13 protein-coding genes and 2 pseudogenes are annotated in these 15,628 nt (G+C 69.5%); 7 read left to right on the forward strand and 8 right to left on the reverse strand.

Translation table 11 applies throughout. From position 1 onward, the window contains the following. Positions 1–274: 274 nt before the first annotated feature. On the forward strand, positions 275–2,509 hold the full coding sequence (locus ACNF49_RS29320; protein WP_482939477.1) for a M4 family metallopeptidase: 2,235 nt from the start codon (positions 275–277) through the stop codon (positions 2,507–2,509). Positions 2,510–2,624: 115 nt separating this feature from the next. On the opposite strand, the gene ACNF49_RS29325 is transcribed toward ACNF49_RS29320, so the two are convergent. Further along, positions 2,625–3,065: a nuclear transport factor 2 family protein gene (locus tag ACNF49_RS29325; RefSeq protein WP_482939478.1), complete on the reverse strand. Its 441-nt coding sequence runs from the start codon at positions 3,063–3,065 to the stop codon at positions 2,625–2,627. 118 nt (positions 3,066–3,183) lie between these two features. On the opposite strand from ACNF49_RS29325, the pseudogene ACNF49_RS29330 reads away from it, so the two are divergent. Further along, a pseudogene (locus ACNF49_RS29330) lies at positions 3,184–3,294 on the forward strand (TetR/AcrR family transcriptional regulator); the annotation flags it as partial. Positions 3,295–3,459: 165 nt separating this feature from the next. Here the strand turns inward: ACNF49_RS29330 and ACNF49_RS29335 are convergent. The 5 genes and pseudogenes from ACNF49_RS29335 to ACNF49_RS29355 all read right to left on the reverse strand — a co-directional run bounded on the left by ACNF49_RS29335 (position 3,460) and on the right by ACNF49_RS29355 (position 8,848). Continuing rightward, positions 3,460–3,993 (reverse strand): DUF2165 family protein, encoded by a 534-nt coding sequence (locus ACNF49_RS29335; RefSeq protein WP_482939479.1) that lies wholly within the window; start codon positions 3,991–3,993, stop codon positions 3,460–3,462. Between the two features lie 269 nt (positions 3,994–4,262). Further along, positions 4,263–4,952, reverse strand: coding sequence for a Pr6Pr family membrane protein (locus ACNF49_RS29340; RefSeq protein WP_482939480.1), 690 nt, complete (start codon positions 4,950–4,952; stop codon positions 4,263–4,265). 315 nt (positions 4,953–5,267) lie between these two features. After that, positions 5,268–5,429 (reverse strand): annotated as a pseudogene (locus ACNF49_RS29345) (tyrosine-type recombinase/integrase); the annotation flags it as partial. Between the two features lie 373 nt (positions 5,430–5,802). Then, positions 5,803–7,566, reverse strand: coding sequence for an SGNH/GDSL hydrolase family protein (locus ACNF49_RS29350; RefSeq protein WP_482939482.1), 1,764 nt, complete (start codon positions 7,564–7,566; stop codon positions 5,803–5,805). A gap of 631 nt (positions 7,567–8,197) precedes the next feature. Next, positions 8,198–8,848, reverse strand: a complete 651-nt coding sequence (locus ACNF49_RS29355) for a TetR/AcrR family transcriptional regulator (protein ID WP_357987546.1) — start codon at positions 8,846–8,848, stop codon at positions 8,198–8,200. A gap of 65 nt (positions 8,849–8,913) precedes the next feature. On the opposite strand from ACNF49_RS29355, the gene ACNF49_RS29360 reads away from it, so the two are divergent. Both ACNF49_RS29360 and ACNF49_RS29365 read left to right on the forward strand, forming a co-directional pair. Continuing rightward, positions 8,914–10,101, forward strand: a complete 1,188-nt coding sequence (locus ACNF49_RS29360; protein ID WP_482939483.1) for an FAD-dependent monooxygenase — start codon at positions 8,914–8,916, stop codon at positions 10,099–10,101. A gap of 387 nt (positions 10,102–10,488) precedes the next feature. Next, positions 10,489–10,638 (forward strand): hypothetical protein, encoded by a 150-nt coding sequence (locus ACNF49_RS29365; RefSeq protein WP_482939484.1) that lies wholly within the window; start codon positions 10,489–10,491, stop codon positions 10,636–10,638. 275 nt (positions 10,639–10,913) lie between these two features. Here the strand turns inward: ACNF49_RS29365 and ACNF49_RS29370 are convergent, their stop codons facing one another. Further along, positions 10,914–12,050 (reverse strand): hypothetical protein, encoded by a 1,137-nt coding sequence (locus ACNF49_RS29370; protein WP_482939485.1) that lies wholly within the window; start codon positions 12,048–12,050, stop codon positions 10,914–10,916. Positions 12,051–12,316: 266 nt separating this feature from the next. Continuing rightward, on the reverse strand, positions 12,317–13,273 hold the full coding sequence (locus ACNF49_RS29375; protein ID WP_482939486.1) for an aldo/keto reductase: 957 nt from the start codon (positions 13,271–13,273) through the stop codon (positions 12,317–12,319). Positions 13,274–13,504: 231 nt separating this feature from the next. Here ACNF49_RS29375 and ACNF49_RS29380 point away from each other — a divergent pair, with 231 nt between their 5' ends. From ACNF49_RS29380 to ACNF49_RS29390, 3 genes are all read left to right on the forward strand, one after another. Beyond that, positions 13,505–14,779 (forward strand): alpha/beta hydrolase, encoded by a 1,275-nt coding sequence (locus tag ACNF49_RS29380; RefSeq protein ID WP_482939487.1) that lies wholly within the window; start codon positions 13,505–13,507, stop codon positions 14,777–14,779. Positions 14,780–14,787: 8 nt separating this feature from the next. Next, positions 14,788–14,940: a hypothetical protein gene (locus ACNF49_RS29385; protein ID WP_482939488.1), complete on the forward strand. Its 153-nt coding sequence runs from the start codon at positions 14,788–14,790 to the stop codon at positions 14,938–14,940. Between the two features lie 196 nt (positions 14,941–15,136). Beyond that, complete coding sequence (locus ACNF49_RS29390) at positions 15,137–15,349, forward strand: hypothetical protein (protein WP_482939489.1); 213 nt, start codon at positions 15,137–15,139, stop codon at positions 15,347–15,349. The last annotated feature ends 279 nt before the right edge of the window (positions 15,350–15,628 follow it).

The raw sequence follows: 15,628 nt of genomic DNA on the forward strand, positions 1-15,628 counted from the left end.
CGGCCGTTTTCCGCATGTGGAGGGGTGTGACCAGCGGTAACAGAAATGTCGGTATGCCTACCGATGAACATACGTATTTTCGAGCAGTCAACCAACGCTTAGCGTCTGGCGGCAACAAGGCGAAACGGTCCACTTGCTGTATCCGTCACCCTTTATCACCCCCCGACCCCCTTCACCTCCGCGCGATCCAGGACACCCCTGACCGCGTGGTGACCCGCGCACGCCCAAAGGCGGCAACGGCCCGAAGGGAGCCCGCCGAAAGGAGCACCACAGCGTGAAACCCAAAGCCTTACTCGCGGCGGTCGCCGGCCTGGCCACGGCCGCGACCCTGACGCTCCCCGCCAGCGCCGCCCCGCCCGGAGCCACCCCCGCACAAGACCCCGGCAGCTCCACGCGAGCCGCGGCAGACCCCGCCTCGCTCGCCGCGGCGGTCGCCGACAAGGCGGTCTCCAGCCAGCTCGACAACCTCAGCAGAGGCCCCGACGAGGCCTACAACCGCCGAGCGGTCACCCCCGGCGCCGGCGACATGTTCTACGTCGCCTACGAGCGCACCTACAAGGGCCTGCCCATGGTCGGCGGCGACGCCGTCGTGGTGACCGACGCCGCGGGACACGTCCGCGACACCGTCTCGGCCACCGGCCCCACCTCCGCCGACATCGCCACCAAGGCCACCGTCAGCGCCGCCAAGGCCACCGCCGCCGCCAAGGCCCGCCTGTCCCGCACCGACGACAGCACCGCCCCCCGCCTGGTCGTGCTCGCCCGCGGCGAGACGCCCAGGCTGGCCTGGGAGGTCAAGGTCTCCGGCCTGGCCGACGGCAAGCCCAGCGTGCAGAACGTCTACGTCGACGCCCGCACCGGCGCCGTCGCCGACGCGGTGGACCTGGTCCGCGAGGGCAGCGGCAACGGCTTCTACTACGGCCAGGTCACCATCAACACCAGCGGTTCCGGCAGCTCCTACTCCATGACCGACACCACCCGGCCCGGCATCCAGTGCGGCGGCCAGGGCGGCTCGGCCTACACCGGCACCGACGACGCCTGGGGCAACGGCTCGGGCACCAACCTGGAGACCGCCTGCGTGGACGCCCTCTACAGCGTCCAGCGCGAATGGGACATGCTGCGCGACTGGCTGAACCGCAGCGGCATCGACGGCAGCGGCAGAGGCTTCCCCGCCCGCGTCGGCCTCAGCGACGTCAACGCCTACTGGAACGGCAGCTACACCAACTTCGGCCACAACCAGGCCAACACCCAGCAGGCCACCCCCATCGACGTCGTGGCCCACGAGTTCGGCCACGCCATCTTCCAGACCACCCCCGGCGGCGCCGGCTCCGGCAACGAGAACGGCGGCATCAACGAGGGCACCGGCGACATCTTCGGCGCGCTGACCGAGGCCTACGCCAACAACCCCAACGACCCGCCGGACTACCTGGTGGGCGAGGAGGTCGACCTGGTCGGCCAGGGCCCGATCCGCAACATGTACAACCCCAGCGCCCTGGGTGACCCCAACTGCTACTCCTCCTCCATCCCCAACACCGAGGTGCACTCGGCGGCCGGGCCGCTCAACCACTGGTTCTACCTGCTGGCCGAGGGCAACAACCCCGGCGGCGGCAAGCCCTCCAGCCCGATCTGCTCCGGCGGACCGTCGTCGGTGACCGGCGTCAGCGTCCAGAAGGCCGGCAAGATCTACATGGGCGCCCTCAACCGCAAGACGTCCTCCTGGCGCTACGCCAACATCCGCGCCGCCTCCGTGGCCGCGGCCATCGAGCTGTACGGCGCCAACAGCGCCGAGTGCAACAGCACCAAGGCCGCCTGGAGCGCCGTCAGCGTCGCCGCCGCCTCCGGCGAGCCGGCCTGCGGCACTTCCGGCCCGGACTTCTCCCTCACGCTCAACCCGGCCTCCGGCAGTGTCCAGCCCGGCGCCACCACGACGACCACGGTCAACACCCAGACGACCTCGGGCAGCGCCCAGACCGTCAACCTGACCGCCTCCGGCCTGCCGAGCGGCACCACCGCCAGCTTCAACCCGGCCTCGGTGACCTCCGGCAACTCCTCCACGCTGACCCTGTCCGTCGGCGCCTCCACGGCCCAGGGCACCTACCCGATCACCGTGACCGGCACCGGCTCCACCACGCACACCGCGACCTACACGCTCACGGTCGGCACCGGCAACCCCGGCCGCACGTTCACCAACAACACCGACTACCAGATCAGGGACTACTCCACCGCCCGGAGCCCGATCACGTCCACCGCGACGGGCACCGCGATCTCCCCGGTCAAGTTGTCCATCACGATCAGCCACACCTGCGCCGAGGACCTGAACATCCGGCTCCGCGGCCCGAACGGCACCTACTACCTGGTCGACGCCTACGGTGGCACCAGCTGCACGCAGTACGGCACCAGGACCTTCTCGGTCCCGGTCAGCCAGCAGGCCGCCGGCACCTGGACGCTCGACATCAGGGACGTCTACGCCGGTGACACCGGCTTCCTGGACACCTGGAGCATCACGCTCTAGCCGTCGGACTAGCCGTCGGAACCAGGGACAGCGAGCCCCGGCCGGACCTCCGGCCGGGGCTCCTTCACATCGTCCCGGATGCGCTGAGCTCCGGGTTCATCCGGACAAGCCGCGTTCAGCTCTCCCCGCCCATCGCGGCTGCGGCTGCCGGGAGGTTGACGTAGTCGCGCAGACGGGTGATCCGCCCATGGTGAACGGTGAGCACGAGGAGGTTGGGCAGCGCGAACTCCCCGGTGGTCGCGCTGGTCCCGACGGCTTCCTGCTCGACGACGATCGTTCCCGGATCGTCGGTGTCATGGATGGCCAGGGTGCGGTAGCGCTCGTACTTCAGCGGGTGGCGCTGCCAGCCCGCGGTGATCCAGTTCACGATCTCGTCCCGGCCCGCGAGCCGGGACGGCAGACCCGGGCCGGTGAACGGGAACTCGTGGACCGCGTCGAGTGCGTAGACGTCCCGCAGGTCGTCGGCGGACTGTGTGACGGCGGCTCGGCGCCAGCGCTCCAGCACCGCACGCGGGCCGGCGTCCTGCTCGGCGAGCGCCGTCCGCCTGGCGGTCACCCTGCGGTGGCTGATCCTCCAGCCGTCGGGTCGGCGGGTGAGGACGTCGTCGTAGTGTCCCCGGTCAGCAAAGACGGGTGACGGTGCCGACAGGCCACGATCCCGCGAGGGGCGTCCGATGCGCGCGGACGCCCGGCGCAACTACGCGCAGTTGGTCGAGCAGGCGCGAATCGCGTTCGCCGAGTCCGGCGTCGACGCCTCCCTCGACGAGATCGCCCGGCGGGCGGGGGTGGCCAGCGGGACGCTCCATCGGCATTTCCCCACCCGGCTGGATCTCATCGAGGCGGTGCTCGCCGAGCAGATGGCCGGACTGGTCGACCTCGGCCACCGGCTGCTGACGGCCGAGGACGCGTTTGACGCGTTGTCCACGTGGTTATGGAGGCCGCCGGTCCGCTCAGGCGCTCTCGCGGGTGTCGTTGCGGAGGCTGAGGAAGATCAGCACGATCCCGATGTACGTGCACAGCCGTACCGCGTCGGGGATGCCGTTCCAGGTGCCGTTCATCCACATGCCGAACCATTCGCCGCCGATGGCCTGGAAGCCGAAGAACCACAGCAGCAGGGCGACCGTGCAGCCGACGACGCCCCATCGCTTGGACCGCTGGAAGGCGGCGTCGTCGCGGCCGACGGCCCTGACCTGCTGCCAGGCCGACACCAGGCAGGTCACCATGATGACCGCCTCGGTGAGGATGACGCCGAGGTAGGCGACGTGGTGCGCCCACGTCCACGGGATGGCGCGGTAGTTGATCTGGCTGACCGCGGCGAGCTCGGGCTTCTGCGCGTCCATGGCCAGCACGTGCCGGACGAACTCGAAGTTCGTGCCGTAGTCGGTGAGGTTGCCGAACACGACGAGCAGCGCGAAGCCGCCGACGGTGAAGGTGAGCAGCGCCTTCGCCAGGCGAAGAGCGACGATGGTGTCGAAGCGGGCCAAGGTTCTTTCCTTTGACATCTCTGATCGGATGAGCACACGAGCCCAGAGGAGGTGTCCTGAAAGGGAAAGATCCACGGGGCCCGCTCGCCCGGCGTGGAGGAACTCGCCGGGCCGCTCCACTGGCTCCGTCACTGGTGGTGACGTCGCGGGCCCCTCAGCCTGAGGTGGAACAACGTGACTTATAGTAGCCGACTCCGCAAATCACTCATCGAGGGCACGGGCCGGCTCACGCCTGCGCGTGACGCGGGTGAAGTGCGAATCCCATGGTCTCAGCGCCTCGCTGGAGCAGCAGGGTCCGCGGTGTCGGCGGGAGCCGAAGGGGTGAAGGCCGCGAGCCTACGACTGACGTGATCGGCCAGGCTGCGCAGGGCGATCAACCCGTCTCCGAGCAGTACGAAGCACACGGCCAGCGCCAGCGCCATGAGCGCCACCCCGTCGTACCCGAACTTGTCCACATCCAGAAAGGGATAGGGATACCGCTTCCACGCGTCTGGGGGCAGTAGGGCGCCTCTGACCAGGGCGAAGGCTAGATATGCCATCGGGTAGACCAGCCATCGGACAGCGGCCGCCCATCTTGGCCGAGGAGCGCTCCGGTCGAGGAACAGCCAGTCGATCACAGCCATGACGGGCGTCACATAGTGGAGGAGGAAGTTGCCCAGACCGTAGCCGTGCAGGGAGACGTGTTCAAAGGGACTCGCTCCACGCATGCGTAGAAAGTGCCAGACCAGCCCAGTGATCACGATGTAGAGCGTCACAGCTCCCTTGAGCTCAGCAGAGGGGCGCCATCTGCCGACCACTTTCCAGAAGTAGAACCCGATGAGCAGCAGATTGCTCTGCACGGTGAAGAGCACGAGCGGGTTCAGCGGGCTGCCCAGCCCTATCCAGGTATAGAACAGGCCAACCATGGCAGCCGCTATCAGCATCAAGCGGTACGCCGTCCCCCAAATCACAGGGATCATGGTCGCACGAAGCGCCTCGTACCGGCCTGCACTTCGCCGACCGCTGGAACGTCGAAAGCAAGGGCCGGGCCCTGATGGCCTCCTCGAGGCCGCCCGCCGCCATCGCCCCGGTCCGGTTCGGAAACGATCGCTCCTGACGCGGGAAGCGATCTTCCGAGGTCCCCGGTCCGGCCAGGTCGCGCCCACTCGTAGACAGCTCGAGCTGCGCCGTCGAGCGGCGCGGATGGTCGCCGCGGTGCGGGGATCACCTGACCGAGGGGGCCACGTTTGCCGGGTGAGCAGCTCGGTGAGCCGGTGCACGGCGTGCTCGTCCGGCTACGACCGCGGCCGGTCGTAGCGCTGCGCGGTGACGGGGGAGGTGTGTCCCAGCAGTGCCTGGACCTTCTCCACCGGGACGCCCATGGCGAGCGGGAGGATGGCGGCGGGGGCGCGGAGGATGTGCGGAGTCGGCTTCGCCACATCCAAGTCAGCGGTACGGGCGGCGCGGCGCGGTCTGCTGCCGCCAGCGGTCGAAGCTGCGGCCGTCGGCGCGCTGCAGCAGCAGGTCGCCCAGCTTTGTGGCTGGTCACCAGCGGCCGCAGCAACGCCATGGCCACCTCAGGTAGTGGCACCACGATGACGGCGCCGCCCTTGAGCCGGAAGCAGATCACCCACTGGCCGGCTGTGCGTTCCACCCGCCCGTCCTTGAGACTCTTCAGTTCGCCGGCGCGCATCCGGTGACCAGCGACGCCACCGCGGCGGCGTCGGCCGAGCGCAGCGCGGCGATTGTCTCCGAGGGCACTCAACAGGGGGTGCCCTTGGTCAGGGCGGGTGGGTCTTCAGCAGGTGCGGATCCGGTCGGTGGTGATCCTCACTGCATGAGCTGGGCGGCGTTGATCTTCACCTCGAAGACGTCGCGGTAAGGGCTCGACCCACCGCCAACAGGCCACAGGTAGGGCAGCGGCTGGGTCAGGTCGAAGGAGATGGCCGGTGTGGTGGGCTGGACGGTGTCGACCGGATAGATGGTCCATCGAGGGGTCGCCGGGTCCGGCGTCCCGGGGGAGGGTTGCGGGTTGGCGGGGGTGGGACGGGGGCCGGGATTCGTGGGCTGGGACAGCGGCGGGTCGATGTTGACGTAGGTCATGGTCGAACGCGGGCCCACGTTGGGGGTGCTGGTGCCGCCTCCCCCGCCGCCGGTGCCGCCGGTCGACCCGCCGCCCTGGGTGGCCGTGGCGGGCAGGTAGTGACGGTCACTGCGGTCGGGGTCGCACGGCTGCGCCGCCCTGGCCGGTGGAGGCGCCCCGTCGGATGCCTTGAGGCGCAGCCCGAGCTCACCCGCGATCATCAGGGCGTAGTGGCCCGCCAGTACCTTCTGCCCTTGCTTGTTGGGATGCCCTGTCTGCTGTCTGCTGTTGAAGGTGTCACCTCCCGCGCCGAGGGTGAAGTTGACATTGCGGATGTAGGGCGCCTTGGTCCCCAGCTCGTGGCCGGTGAAGGCGTTCTCGATGTCCAGCATGTCGGCGGCGATTCCGTGGTCGGCCAGGACCTGCTGCGCCTTTTTGATGGAAGCGGTCACCTGCGGTGACAGAGCGCGGAGTTTCTCCCAGTACGACTTGTGGTCATACTTCCGTACCAGCCATCCCATGAGTCCCAACGGCAGGAGGCCGTCTGCGGCCCCCTGGGGATAGTTGACCATCATGATCCTGGCCTTGCCGCTGGTGGCGGCGCGCATCGCTCGCACAAGCTGCACCAGCCGAGCCGACAGGGTAGACGGTTGCGTCAGCGGGCGGACGAACGGTGGACGTGGCGGTTCCGAGTCGGCCCATTCCTGTGCCGAGGTTCGGGTGGTGTTCAACAGGGGCGCGTTCCGCGCCTCGATGCCGCTGAAGGCGTCCCCCTTCTCGAGTACGGCCGCCAGCCTGGGCCCGAAGTCGGCGTCGTTGCCGCCGAAGCCGGAGATCACCAGGTCGGTGGCCTCGTCCAGTCCCTCGTTCTGCGGCGGATTGACGCGGCCGTGGTCGTTCTGTCCGACGAAGAAGTGCTCGGAGGCGGCGCCGGAAGAGGCGTTGAATCGGACGTCGAAGAACACCTCGGGGTTGGCGCGGCGCAGCTGGTCGATGGCCTGCAGGACCGCGGCGTTGGCCGAACGGTGACGGAAGTCGGTCTCGTAGTCGGCCGTGGTGTGCCCTTCGGCCGGGACGCGTCCACCGTTGGGCCCTGGCAGGAAGCGCATGGGCTCGGGCAGGAAGCCGCGCCTGTTGAAGTAGTCTCCCGCCCCCTCTCCGGACATGTACGAGTCGCCCATGATGACGATCTTCACGACTCTCTGCCCCGGTCGTGGGATGCCCTGACGGAACTGGTTGGGTTTGTCGTCCCCCCAGAACAGCGGTCCGCCGGGCCCGGTGCCGACCGGTGAGCAGGTGTCGGTCGGCGCGTATCGCTGCTCCAGGTACTCCAGACCGCCGACGGCGGGAAGGTTCGCCAGCGATTCGGCGTCATAGTCGTCGAGCAGCGGGACGTCGATGATCGGGGTGGCGCTCGCGGGCGTGAATCCGGAGGTCGCGACCAGGGCGATGGCGAGGGCCCCCGCGGTGAGGGCGCGGGGCAGGGGCCGCCGTAAGGATCTGCGCGTCATGCCGTCAACTATGAGCAGCCCTCACGTGGCCTGCCTCCTGCTGAGGGACGAGCCCGCTTCTCCGCCAACTGGCCGCCCGCCCTCCTGCGACAGGCCGGTGCCCCGCATCCGGCGAGCCTGAGGTGTCGCGTCCGCCGAGCCGTCGCGTCGTGCACCCGAGTGGGGAGCTCTCGCAGAAATGACCATTACCTGCAGGTCTTGAGAGGCTGTCCACGACGTACATGACGAAGCTCTCTTGCTCGGTGACCTGCTACATGCACCCCTCGCGTGTTCCCATTGCCGGCACCAGCTCGCGGCCCGCTGGAGCGCCCCCGGGCGTAGGTGTGGTTGAAGGCTGCGGCGCTGAGGTCGGCGTGTTCCGTGCGGAGGATCACGAGGAATGCCGCCGGGCGTTTCCTCGACTTCGCCCACCCCGGTCTCAGGCGCATCGTCAGGCCCGGCGAACAGCAGCGTGGCGGCGGACAGCACGGAATCTCCGCGCTCGCTGGGTCGTACAGTACGAGTGGAGCGGCCGCACGATCGAGCGGCACCGGCCGAGCTCCGGGTCCGGCCGATCGAGCCGCAGGTGGACGCGGCGCACCTCGTAGACCTGGGCTTGCACGTCCTCGATCAGGTCGGGGACGGCTCCCGCCTATCGGCTGCCCTCAGGCCGGATCATGGCCTCCAGCAGCGAGCGGATGCTCTGGTGGAGTTCGTCTCTGCTCTCCTGGGTGCCGGGGATTGGCGCGATGGACGCTCCCACGCCGACGAGGCGGTCGAGGATCAGTCCGTTGATGCATGCGACGTAGTCGCGACCACGGCGGTCGGCGTCCCGAACTCCGGCACGAGCCAGGAACGCGCTCGCCGATGCTCGCGCGGCGTCGTTGTGCGGGGCCAGCAGTTCACGCAATTCGGGGTCATGGGCGGACTCAAGAGCACAGACGTGGCGAGCGAGTGTGCGGGTGCGGCCCGCGCTGAGCCAATGGTCGATGACCGCGGCCGTGGCCTCGGCCAGACGGTTCACCCCGTCCGCGGTCACGGGAATGTTCTGCGGCTCCCCCAGGAGTGGTCCTTCCGCTGCCAGGGCGCGGCGTTCCAGGTCGGCCCTGTCCAGGTCGGCGAGTCGCCGGACCAGCCCGGTGAGCAGGGCTTTCCACGTCCGGTAGTAGGCCGAGGTGGTGCCGGGGGGCATCTCTGCCTGGGCGTCGACCGCGCGATGGGTGAGCCCGCGTATCCCGCGCGCGGCCACCAGCTCGATGGCCGCGTCGGCCAGTACGGCGCGGCGATCCCGGTGCTCCGTCATCTCTTGCTCTCCCTCTCCCTTCTACATGCGTAGTATCCTCTTCTACAAATGTAGAAGGGAGTGTCATGGACGAGAGATCGGCGATCGTCGTCGGTGGCGGCATCGCGGGGCTGGCCGCCGCCGTCGGGCTGCGGCGCATCGGATGGCGGGTCACGGTACTGGAGAGGGCTCCCGTGTTCGGGGCGATCGGGGCGGGCATCTCGCTGCTGGCCAACGGATTGCGTGCGCTCGACACGCTGGGAATGGGCGCTGCCGTACGCGACGTCGGGCACCGTCAGTCCGGCGGCAGGATCTCCGCCCCATCAGGCCGGCTGCTGACACCCATGGATGGCGCCGCCATCGAGGACCGACTGGGGACGGCGGTCTACTCGTTTCTCCGTCCCGAGCTGCACAACGTGCTGGCCCAGGCCCTGCCGTCCGACGCCCTGGTGCCGGGCGCGCTGATCAGAGCGCTGGAGCGGGACGGTACGGGAGCCCGCGTCCACTTCACCACCTCGGACGGCGACGCCGTACTCGACGCGGACATCGTCATCGGAGCCGACGGGCTGAACAGCTGGGTGCGGTCACAGGTGTGGCCGGAGCATTCCGGCACGGCCTACAGCGGTGCGACCGTCTGGCGGGGCGTGACGAGCGAATCTGTCCAAGCCCCGCAGGGCATCGATCAGACCTGGGGCCGTGGCATGGAGTTCGGCTTCTCATCGCTGAGCGGCGGACGGATAGAGTGGCACGCCCTGGCCAATGCGTCACGGGGCACGCGGTACGCCGATGAACGCGGAGAAGTACGGGCGCGATTCGGCTCCTGGCATGATCCCATACCGGCCGTGCTCGCGGCCACGCCGCCCGAGGCCGTGCTGCGCCACGACATCTTCGACCTGGTCGCCCCGCTGCCGAGCTATGTCCGCGGCAGGACGGTCCTGATCGGGGACGCGGCCCACGCGATGCAGCCACACCTCGGGCAGGGGGCCGGCATGGCGCTCGAGGACGCCGTCGTCCTTGCCGCCGAGCTGAGAGCCGGACCCGATCCGGCCTCCGCGCTCGCCCGCTACGATCACGCGCGGCGACCGCGGACCCAGGCCGTCGCGCGGAACGCCCGCCGGGTCGGGCGGATGGGAGCACAGCTGGAGAACAGGCTGGTCATCATGGCGCGCAACGCCACGATGCGGCTCCTGCCGGCAAGCGTCGGGCTGAGGGAACTGGTCCGCACCGCTGATTGGACACCCGTATCGCTCGAAGGCCCAACGCCCAAGGGATGACCCCGCCTCCCGCCCGTTCGCGGATCGCCCTGGGCCGCAGAGCAGGCATTTCCCCGGTCGGTCACCTGCCCCGCTTCGACCGCTTCCGCCAGCGCGGACCCAGCCGGCCCACGGCGGTCGACCTCACCCACACCCGGCAACGAGGCGCTCACCCGACGGCCAAACCCCGCGTCCTTCCTCGCAGCCCGACCCGAAGACTGGCGAACTGCCGAGAATCTGCCACCAACACACCATCACCGTCCGCAAGGACGACCTCGGCCACCTCGACAAACTCCGCCAGGACCTGGCCTGCCTCAGTCCTGCCTGGATCGGAACCTACAAGTCCGGGCCAACACCGAGGGCCTCAACGGCAGGATCAAGGGACACGATCTTGGCCTCCGCGACCCCATGAACCGGCTCGCCCACGGACGCGCCGCCCAGGCCATCCTGGTCGCGCTGCTCGTCACCGTCGCCAACGACCACTTCCTCGACCAAGGGCGCCACATCCACCGCCCGAAGCCGTCAATGCGGCCCAACCGCCGGCTTCGCCATGCCTGACAGCGTGTTCACCGCGCTCCGCCAGCGGCCTGACACCACCCGAGCCTTCCCAAGCACCCACTCCACGCGCCCCAACCAGGACGAACCAAGTTCGAAGGCCCCTGAAAGGACAACGACGACCGGCCCAAGAGCCGAGATCATGAGGCAGTCCGGTAGCCAGGGGCGTTGGGAAGCGATCATCCCAACCCCCTCGTACCCCCCGGGCCAACGCCCCTCGTGAACATCCGTCGATGGGGCCGATCGGGAAGCCGTCTCACTCGGAGAGAACGGTCGGCTCAGCGGTCCCCGGTGGCCAGCAGCAGGTTGGCGTCGACCCGGGCGAGGCCGGAGACGTTCGAGCCGCCTTCGGTGTACCCGGCCTTGCGCTTCCACCGCCGCCCGTCGTAGTGCAGCAACGTGACTTCGGACGTCACGTCCTCCTCGTAACCCATCACCCACACGTCGTCCTCGCCGACGGCGGCGACGCCGTACAGCGAGCCCTTCCACCTGGGCGGTTCGACCTGCGTCCAGGAGCTTCCGTTCCAGTGCAGGATCAGTGGTTCGCCTGTGCCGTACTCGTCACAGTCCCCCGAGGTGCCGCGCTCACCCACGGCCCACACGTCGGACGGCCGGTTCTGCCAGATGTGCCGGAGCATGCCCTGGCCCAGCGCGGGCAGCCGCATCTCCACCGGCGCACTGCCGGGAGTCGCACTGTGCCAGATCGCCGGGCGCGAATCAGCGCATCGCCCGCTGGAGGAGCTGCCCGCGATCCAGACCTGCCCGGCTCCCGCGTCCACGGCGTGGAATGTGCCTCCGCGCGGGGCTTCCTGCTTGCCGAAACGCCTGCCGTTCCAGGTCACAAGGAGGGGGACGGACCTCTTGCCCTTCCCGCGCCTGCCGATCAGGAACGCCCGCGAACCGTCCACGGCGACGTCGGCCAGCGCGCCGACCTTCGGGAGCTGGGCAGGTCCGAACGTCCTCCAACGCCGGCCGTCCCAGCGCAGGGCGTAGGGGAGCCGCACCTCCTCGGAATCCTCGTCGAGGTCGCCGGTGTCACCGACTGCCCAGACCTGGTTCGGTCCGTCGGCGTCCACACCCGACACGATGGAGTCGATCGCGTCGGGGAATCGCTCGTGCAGACGCTGGTCGACACGCCACCCGTCGCGGTCCATCCGCAGGAGCACGCCGACGGACGGCTCGTCCTCCGCGCTTACGGCATAGCCGACCGCCCAGGCCGCCTCCGGGCCCGCCACCGCCACGTCGAGCACCGTGGTGGCGCTGTCGTCAGAGGTCCCCTCCTCGTCGTCCAGGTCGCTCTCTTCGGGCGACGCGACGGGGGGCGTGCTCGCCGCCGGAGTCCTCGGCACGGTGCGCGCTGGAGCTGCCGTGCAGCCCGCCAGGACCAGGACGCAGACGATCCACAAGATCTTCATGGTTTCCGGAGTCTCGCAGACACTCGGGCGTGATGTGGATTTCCGGCGCCTCCACAGCGCTCCGGCCACCGGCGAGCGTCTGCGAAGCCCCCTGAGAACCGAGGGCGACTTGTAGACGTACATGTCCGTGCCATACGGCGGCATCCCAACCCACATCCACGTCACCCACCGCTCCGGTACGAGATGCCCTGCCCCACAACGCCCGACTACTCTGTATTGCGGGCGATTGTCGGGACTTCTGGCCCGCCCCTCCTGGAGTCGGCGTGTCAGTACCGGCTGCCGGCCGGTGCGGGCAACGCGTCCAGATCCGCGAGGTCTTCCGGGGTGAGTCTGAGGTGTGCCGCGGCGGCGTTCTCCTCCACGCGTGAGCGACGCCGGCTCCCCGGAATCGGGACGACGCGCTCTCCCTGGGCGAGCGTCCAGGCGAGGGCGACCTGGGCCGCGGTGGCCTGGTGCCGTGCGGCGATCCGCTCGACCGCGTCCACGATGACCAGGTTGGCCTTCAGGTTCTCCTCCTGGAAGCGGGGGTTGCGGGAGCGGTAGTCGTCCGGGGAGAAGCCGGCCTCACGGAAGCGGCCGGTCAGGAAACCGCGGCCGAGCGGGGAGTAGGCGACAAAGGCGGCGTCGTGGCGGGCGCACCACTCCAGCGACGTGGACAGGTGGTCTCTCGTCCACAGGGACAGCTCCGACTGCACGGCCTTGATCGGGTGGACGGCCTGCGCCCGGTCGAGCTGTTCCAGGCTGAACTCCGAGACCCCCACGGCCAGCGCCTTGCCCGCGGCCACCATCTCGGCCAGGGCGCCGACACTCTCCTCGACCGGCACCTCGGGGTCAGGGCGGTGCAGGTAGTACAGGTCGACATGGTCCACGCCCAGCCGCCGGAGCGAGGCGTCGACGGCCGCGCGCAGATGCTCGGGCCTTCCGTCCGGCACGGGCAGGGCGGGCGCGCCGTTCTCGGTGGTCCGCGCGACGTTGCCGCCCTTGGTGGCGAGCACGACCTCCTCCCGCCGTCCGGCGATGGCCCTGCCGACGGTCTCCTCGTTGGTGAAGGGTCCGTACACGTCGGCGGTGTCGAGGAAGTTCACGCCCAGGTCCAGCGCCCGCCCGATGACGGTACGGGGGTCCTCGGCGTCGGGGGAGTCACCGTATGCCCACGTCATCCCCATGCAGCCGAGCCCGACCGCGCCCACCTCCGGGCCACCGGGCCACAACCGCCGAGTCATCCGATCCTGATGCATCTCGCCGTTCACGACGTTTCTCCTCTCCATCTGATCAGAGCATGCGGTCTGCCCAGGAGCGGAGTGATGAATCGCCGGTCATGGGCGCTCCAGATTTCCCAACGGCTGGACGGACAGGCGGGCATGCCGCATCGACCAGAAGGTCTGTGGGCTGAATCACAGGAACCTCCGAGAGTCGCGGGCGCTCCTTCCTGGCGACAAAAGGGAGGTTTCTGGATGAACAAGAAACTGCTTGCCGCCGCCGTAGCCGGGCTGCTGGTGTTCGGCGGCGCATCGGAGGCCCACGCCGCAAGCACAGCCGAGCCGTACATCTCCATCGATGACACGCACGTGCTGAAGGTCGGTGACCCCAACGCCAAGAAGGTGGTGGTGCTGGTCTCGGGCTGGTACGGCGCGGCCAACGGGTTCCGCGAACTGGCCAGGGACCTGGCGGCCGGTACGCCCGGCACACAGGTGTGGGCGGTCGACCGCAGGGAGGCAGCGCTGGCCGACCTCACCGGTTTCCGTACCGAGGACCCCGCCACGTACTACCTTGACCGGGGCTACAAGCGCCCGAGTGAGACCAAGCAGATAGGGCTCCGCCAGACGCTGGACGATCTGCGCGACGTGGTGCTGAAGGCCTCCGATCACGGCAGACGGCAGGTCGTGCTCGGTGGGCACTCGTGGGGCGCGACGACCGCCCTGGCCTACGCCGCGTGGGACTTCCACGGCAGGCCCGGCTACAAGGACCTGGACGGGCTGGTGCTGATCGACGGCGGCGTGCACGGTGCGTTCGCGGGAGAGGGCGGCGAAATACACAACTCGCCGGAGGAGATCAAGGCCCGCCTGGCCGAGCTGGACAAGAGCGAGCCGTTCGAGAGCGGCCTGTCACTGGGCACCGGGCTGGGCGCCAAGCCGGAGTCGGCGGCCATCTGGTACCAGCTCGTCGCCTGGTACGCCCACCGCGCCCCGCACGAGCCGTCGGCGCTGGCCGGCAGGCTCCCCGAGAAGCTGCGCCCGCCCCGCCCGGTGACGAACGCGGGACTGCTCGGCTGGCTGGTCCAGGCGGCCCCGGGCACGTCTCCCGCGCTGGCGGTGGTGTCCGGGAGGCTGGGCGAGGACGGCGACTGGATCGACGACGGGATGACCCCGCTCAACCGGGTCGCCGAGGCGATGGCAGGGCCGAAGCCGTCCACGTTCGAGTGGTACTGGCCCAAGCGGCTCAGCATCGACCTGGACGCCGTCGACCCCTACGCCGACACCGAGTCGGCCAAGCTGCTCGGCCTGCGGCTGTGGCACACCCGCGAGGTGAACGTGCCGCTGTACGCCTTCGAGACCGGGCTCGACAAGGGCACCCAGCTGACCGCGGCCCGCTGGGTGGTCGAGCACTCCAGGATCCCCCGCGCCACCTACGCGGGCGACAAGAGGATGAACCACCTGGACCCGCTGTTCGCCGCGCCCGACCGCAACGAGCTGACCCGGACGCTGGTCCCGTTCCTGCGCGATCTCTGATGGACCACGTGTCAACGGGACAGGACGTCGCCACGCCGGTGCTCAGCGCCCGGCGTGGCGACGCGCCGGCCATGCAGGAGCTGCTGGCCGTACTCGCGCCGTACGTGGGGCGGCCGGCGGGCCCGATCGCGCTCGACGACGGGCAGGACGCCGCCCGCTGATCGCCGTCTTCACCAACTTCGGCCGGCCGCCAGTCGGCGTTCGTCCGGGATCTGTCGGAAGGCGGCTGCCGGAGGTGCGTCGCCGAGGTATGGGCTACCTCGCCGAGCTCGTTCCCCTCTGTCCCTGCACCCGCCTGTGTTCGGCGACCCCGAGCTCAGCCCGGCCGCCCGGATCGTGGCGGCAGGTGTGCCGCAGATGATCGAGCAGCTGCGGGAGGCGCAGGACAGGATCCCGGGCGGCCGGCGCGAGTACACCGTGACCGACGGGGACCTGCCGGCCACCGACGCCGAGCCGGTGACCGCCGAGCAGGCCGAAGAGATTCTGCGCAACAGCTCTTCGAAGGCGGTTTGGGTGCGCGACGTCCATGTCGATTCCTGGGAGTACATCTGGGCTGAACCGATGTTCTAACGCGAGAGAGTCCTCGCCTCGGCCTTCGGGGAGGAGCGGACCGAACTCTGGCGCTACGGGGGAAGAGGCACGGCAAAGAGCCCAACCCGCGTTGATCTCTCGCGAGTCCTCGTTGGTCGACTCGGGCCGCCGGTGGATGTTGTCGTACGCCTGCCGCACTGCCCTCCTGGCGAAGGCGGAGTGCCGCTTCTTCGTGTCGGTGCTCCGCGATGGCCTGCGCGTGCTGGCCCAGCAGGGCCTGGTCATGGCCGTGGCGGGCGGTTACAGGTGCCAGAACTC

It is taken from the genome of Actinomadura sp. ATCC 39365 (assembly GCF_054392275.1).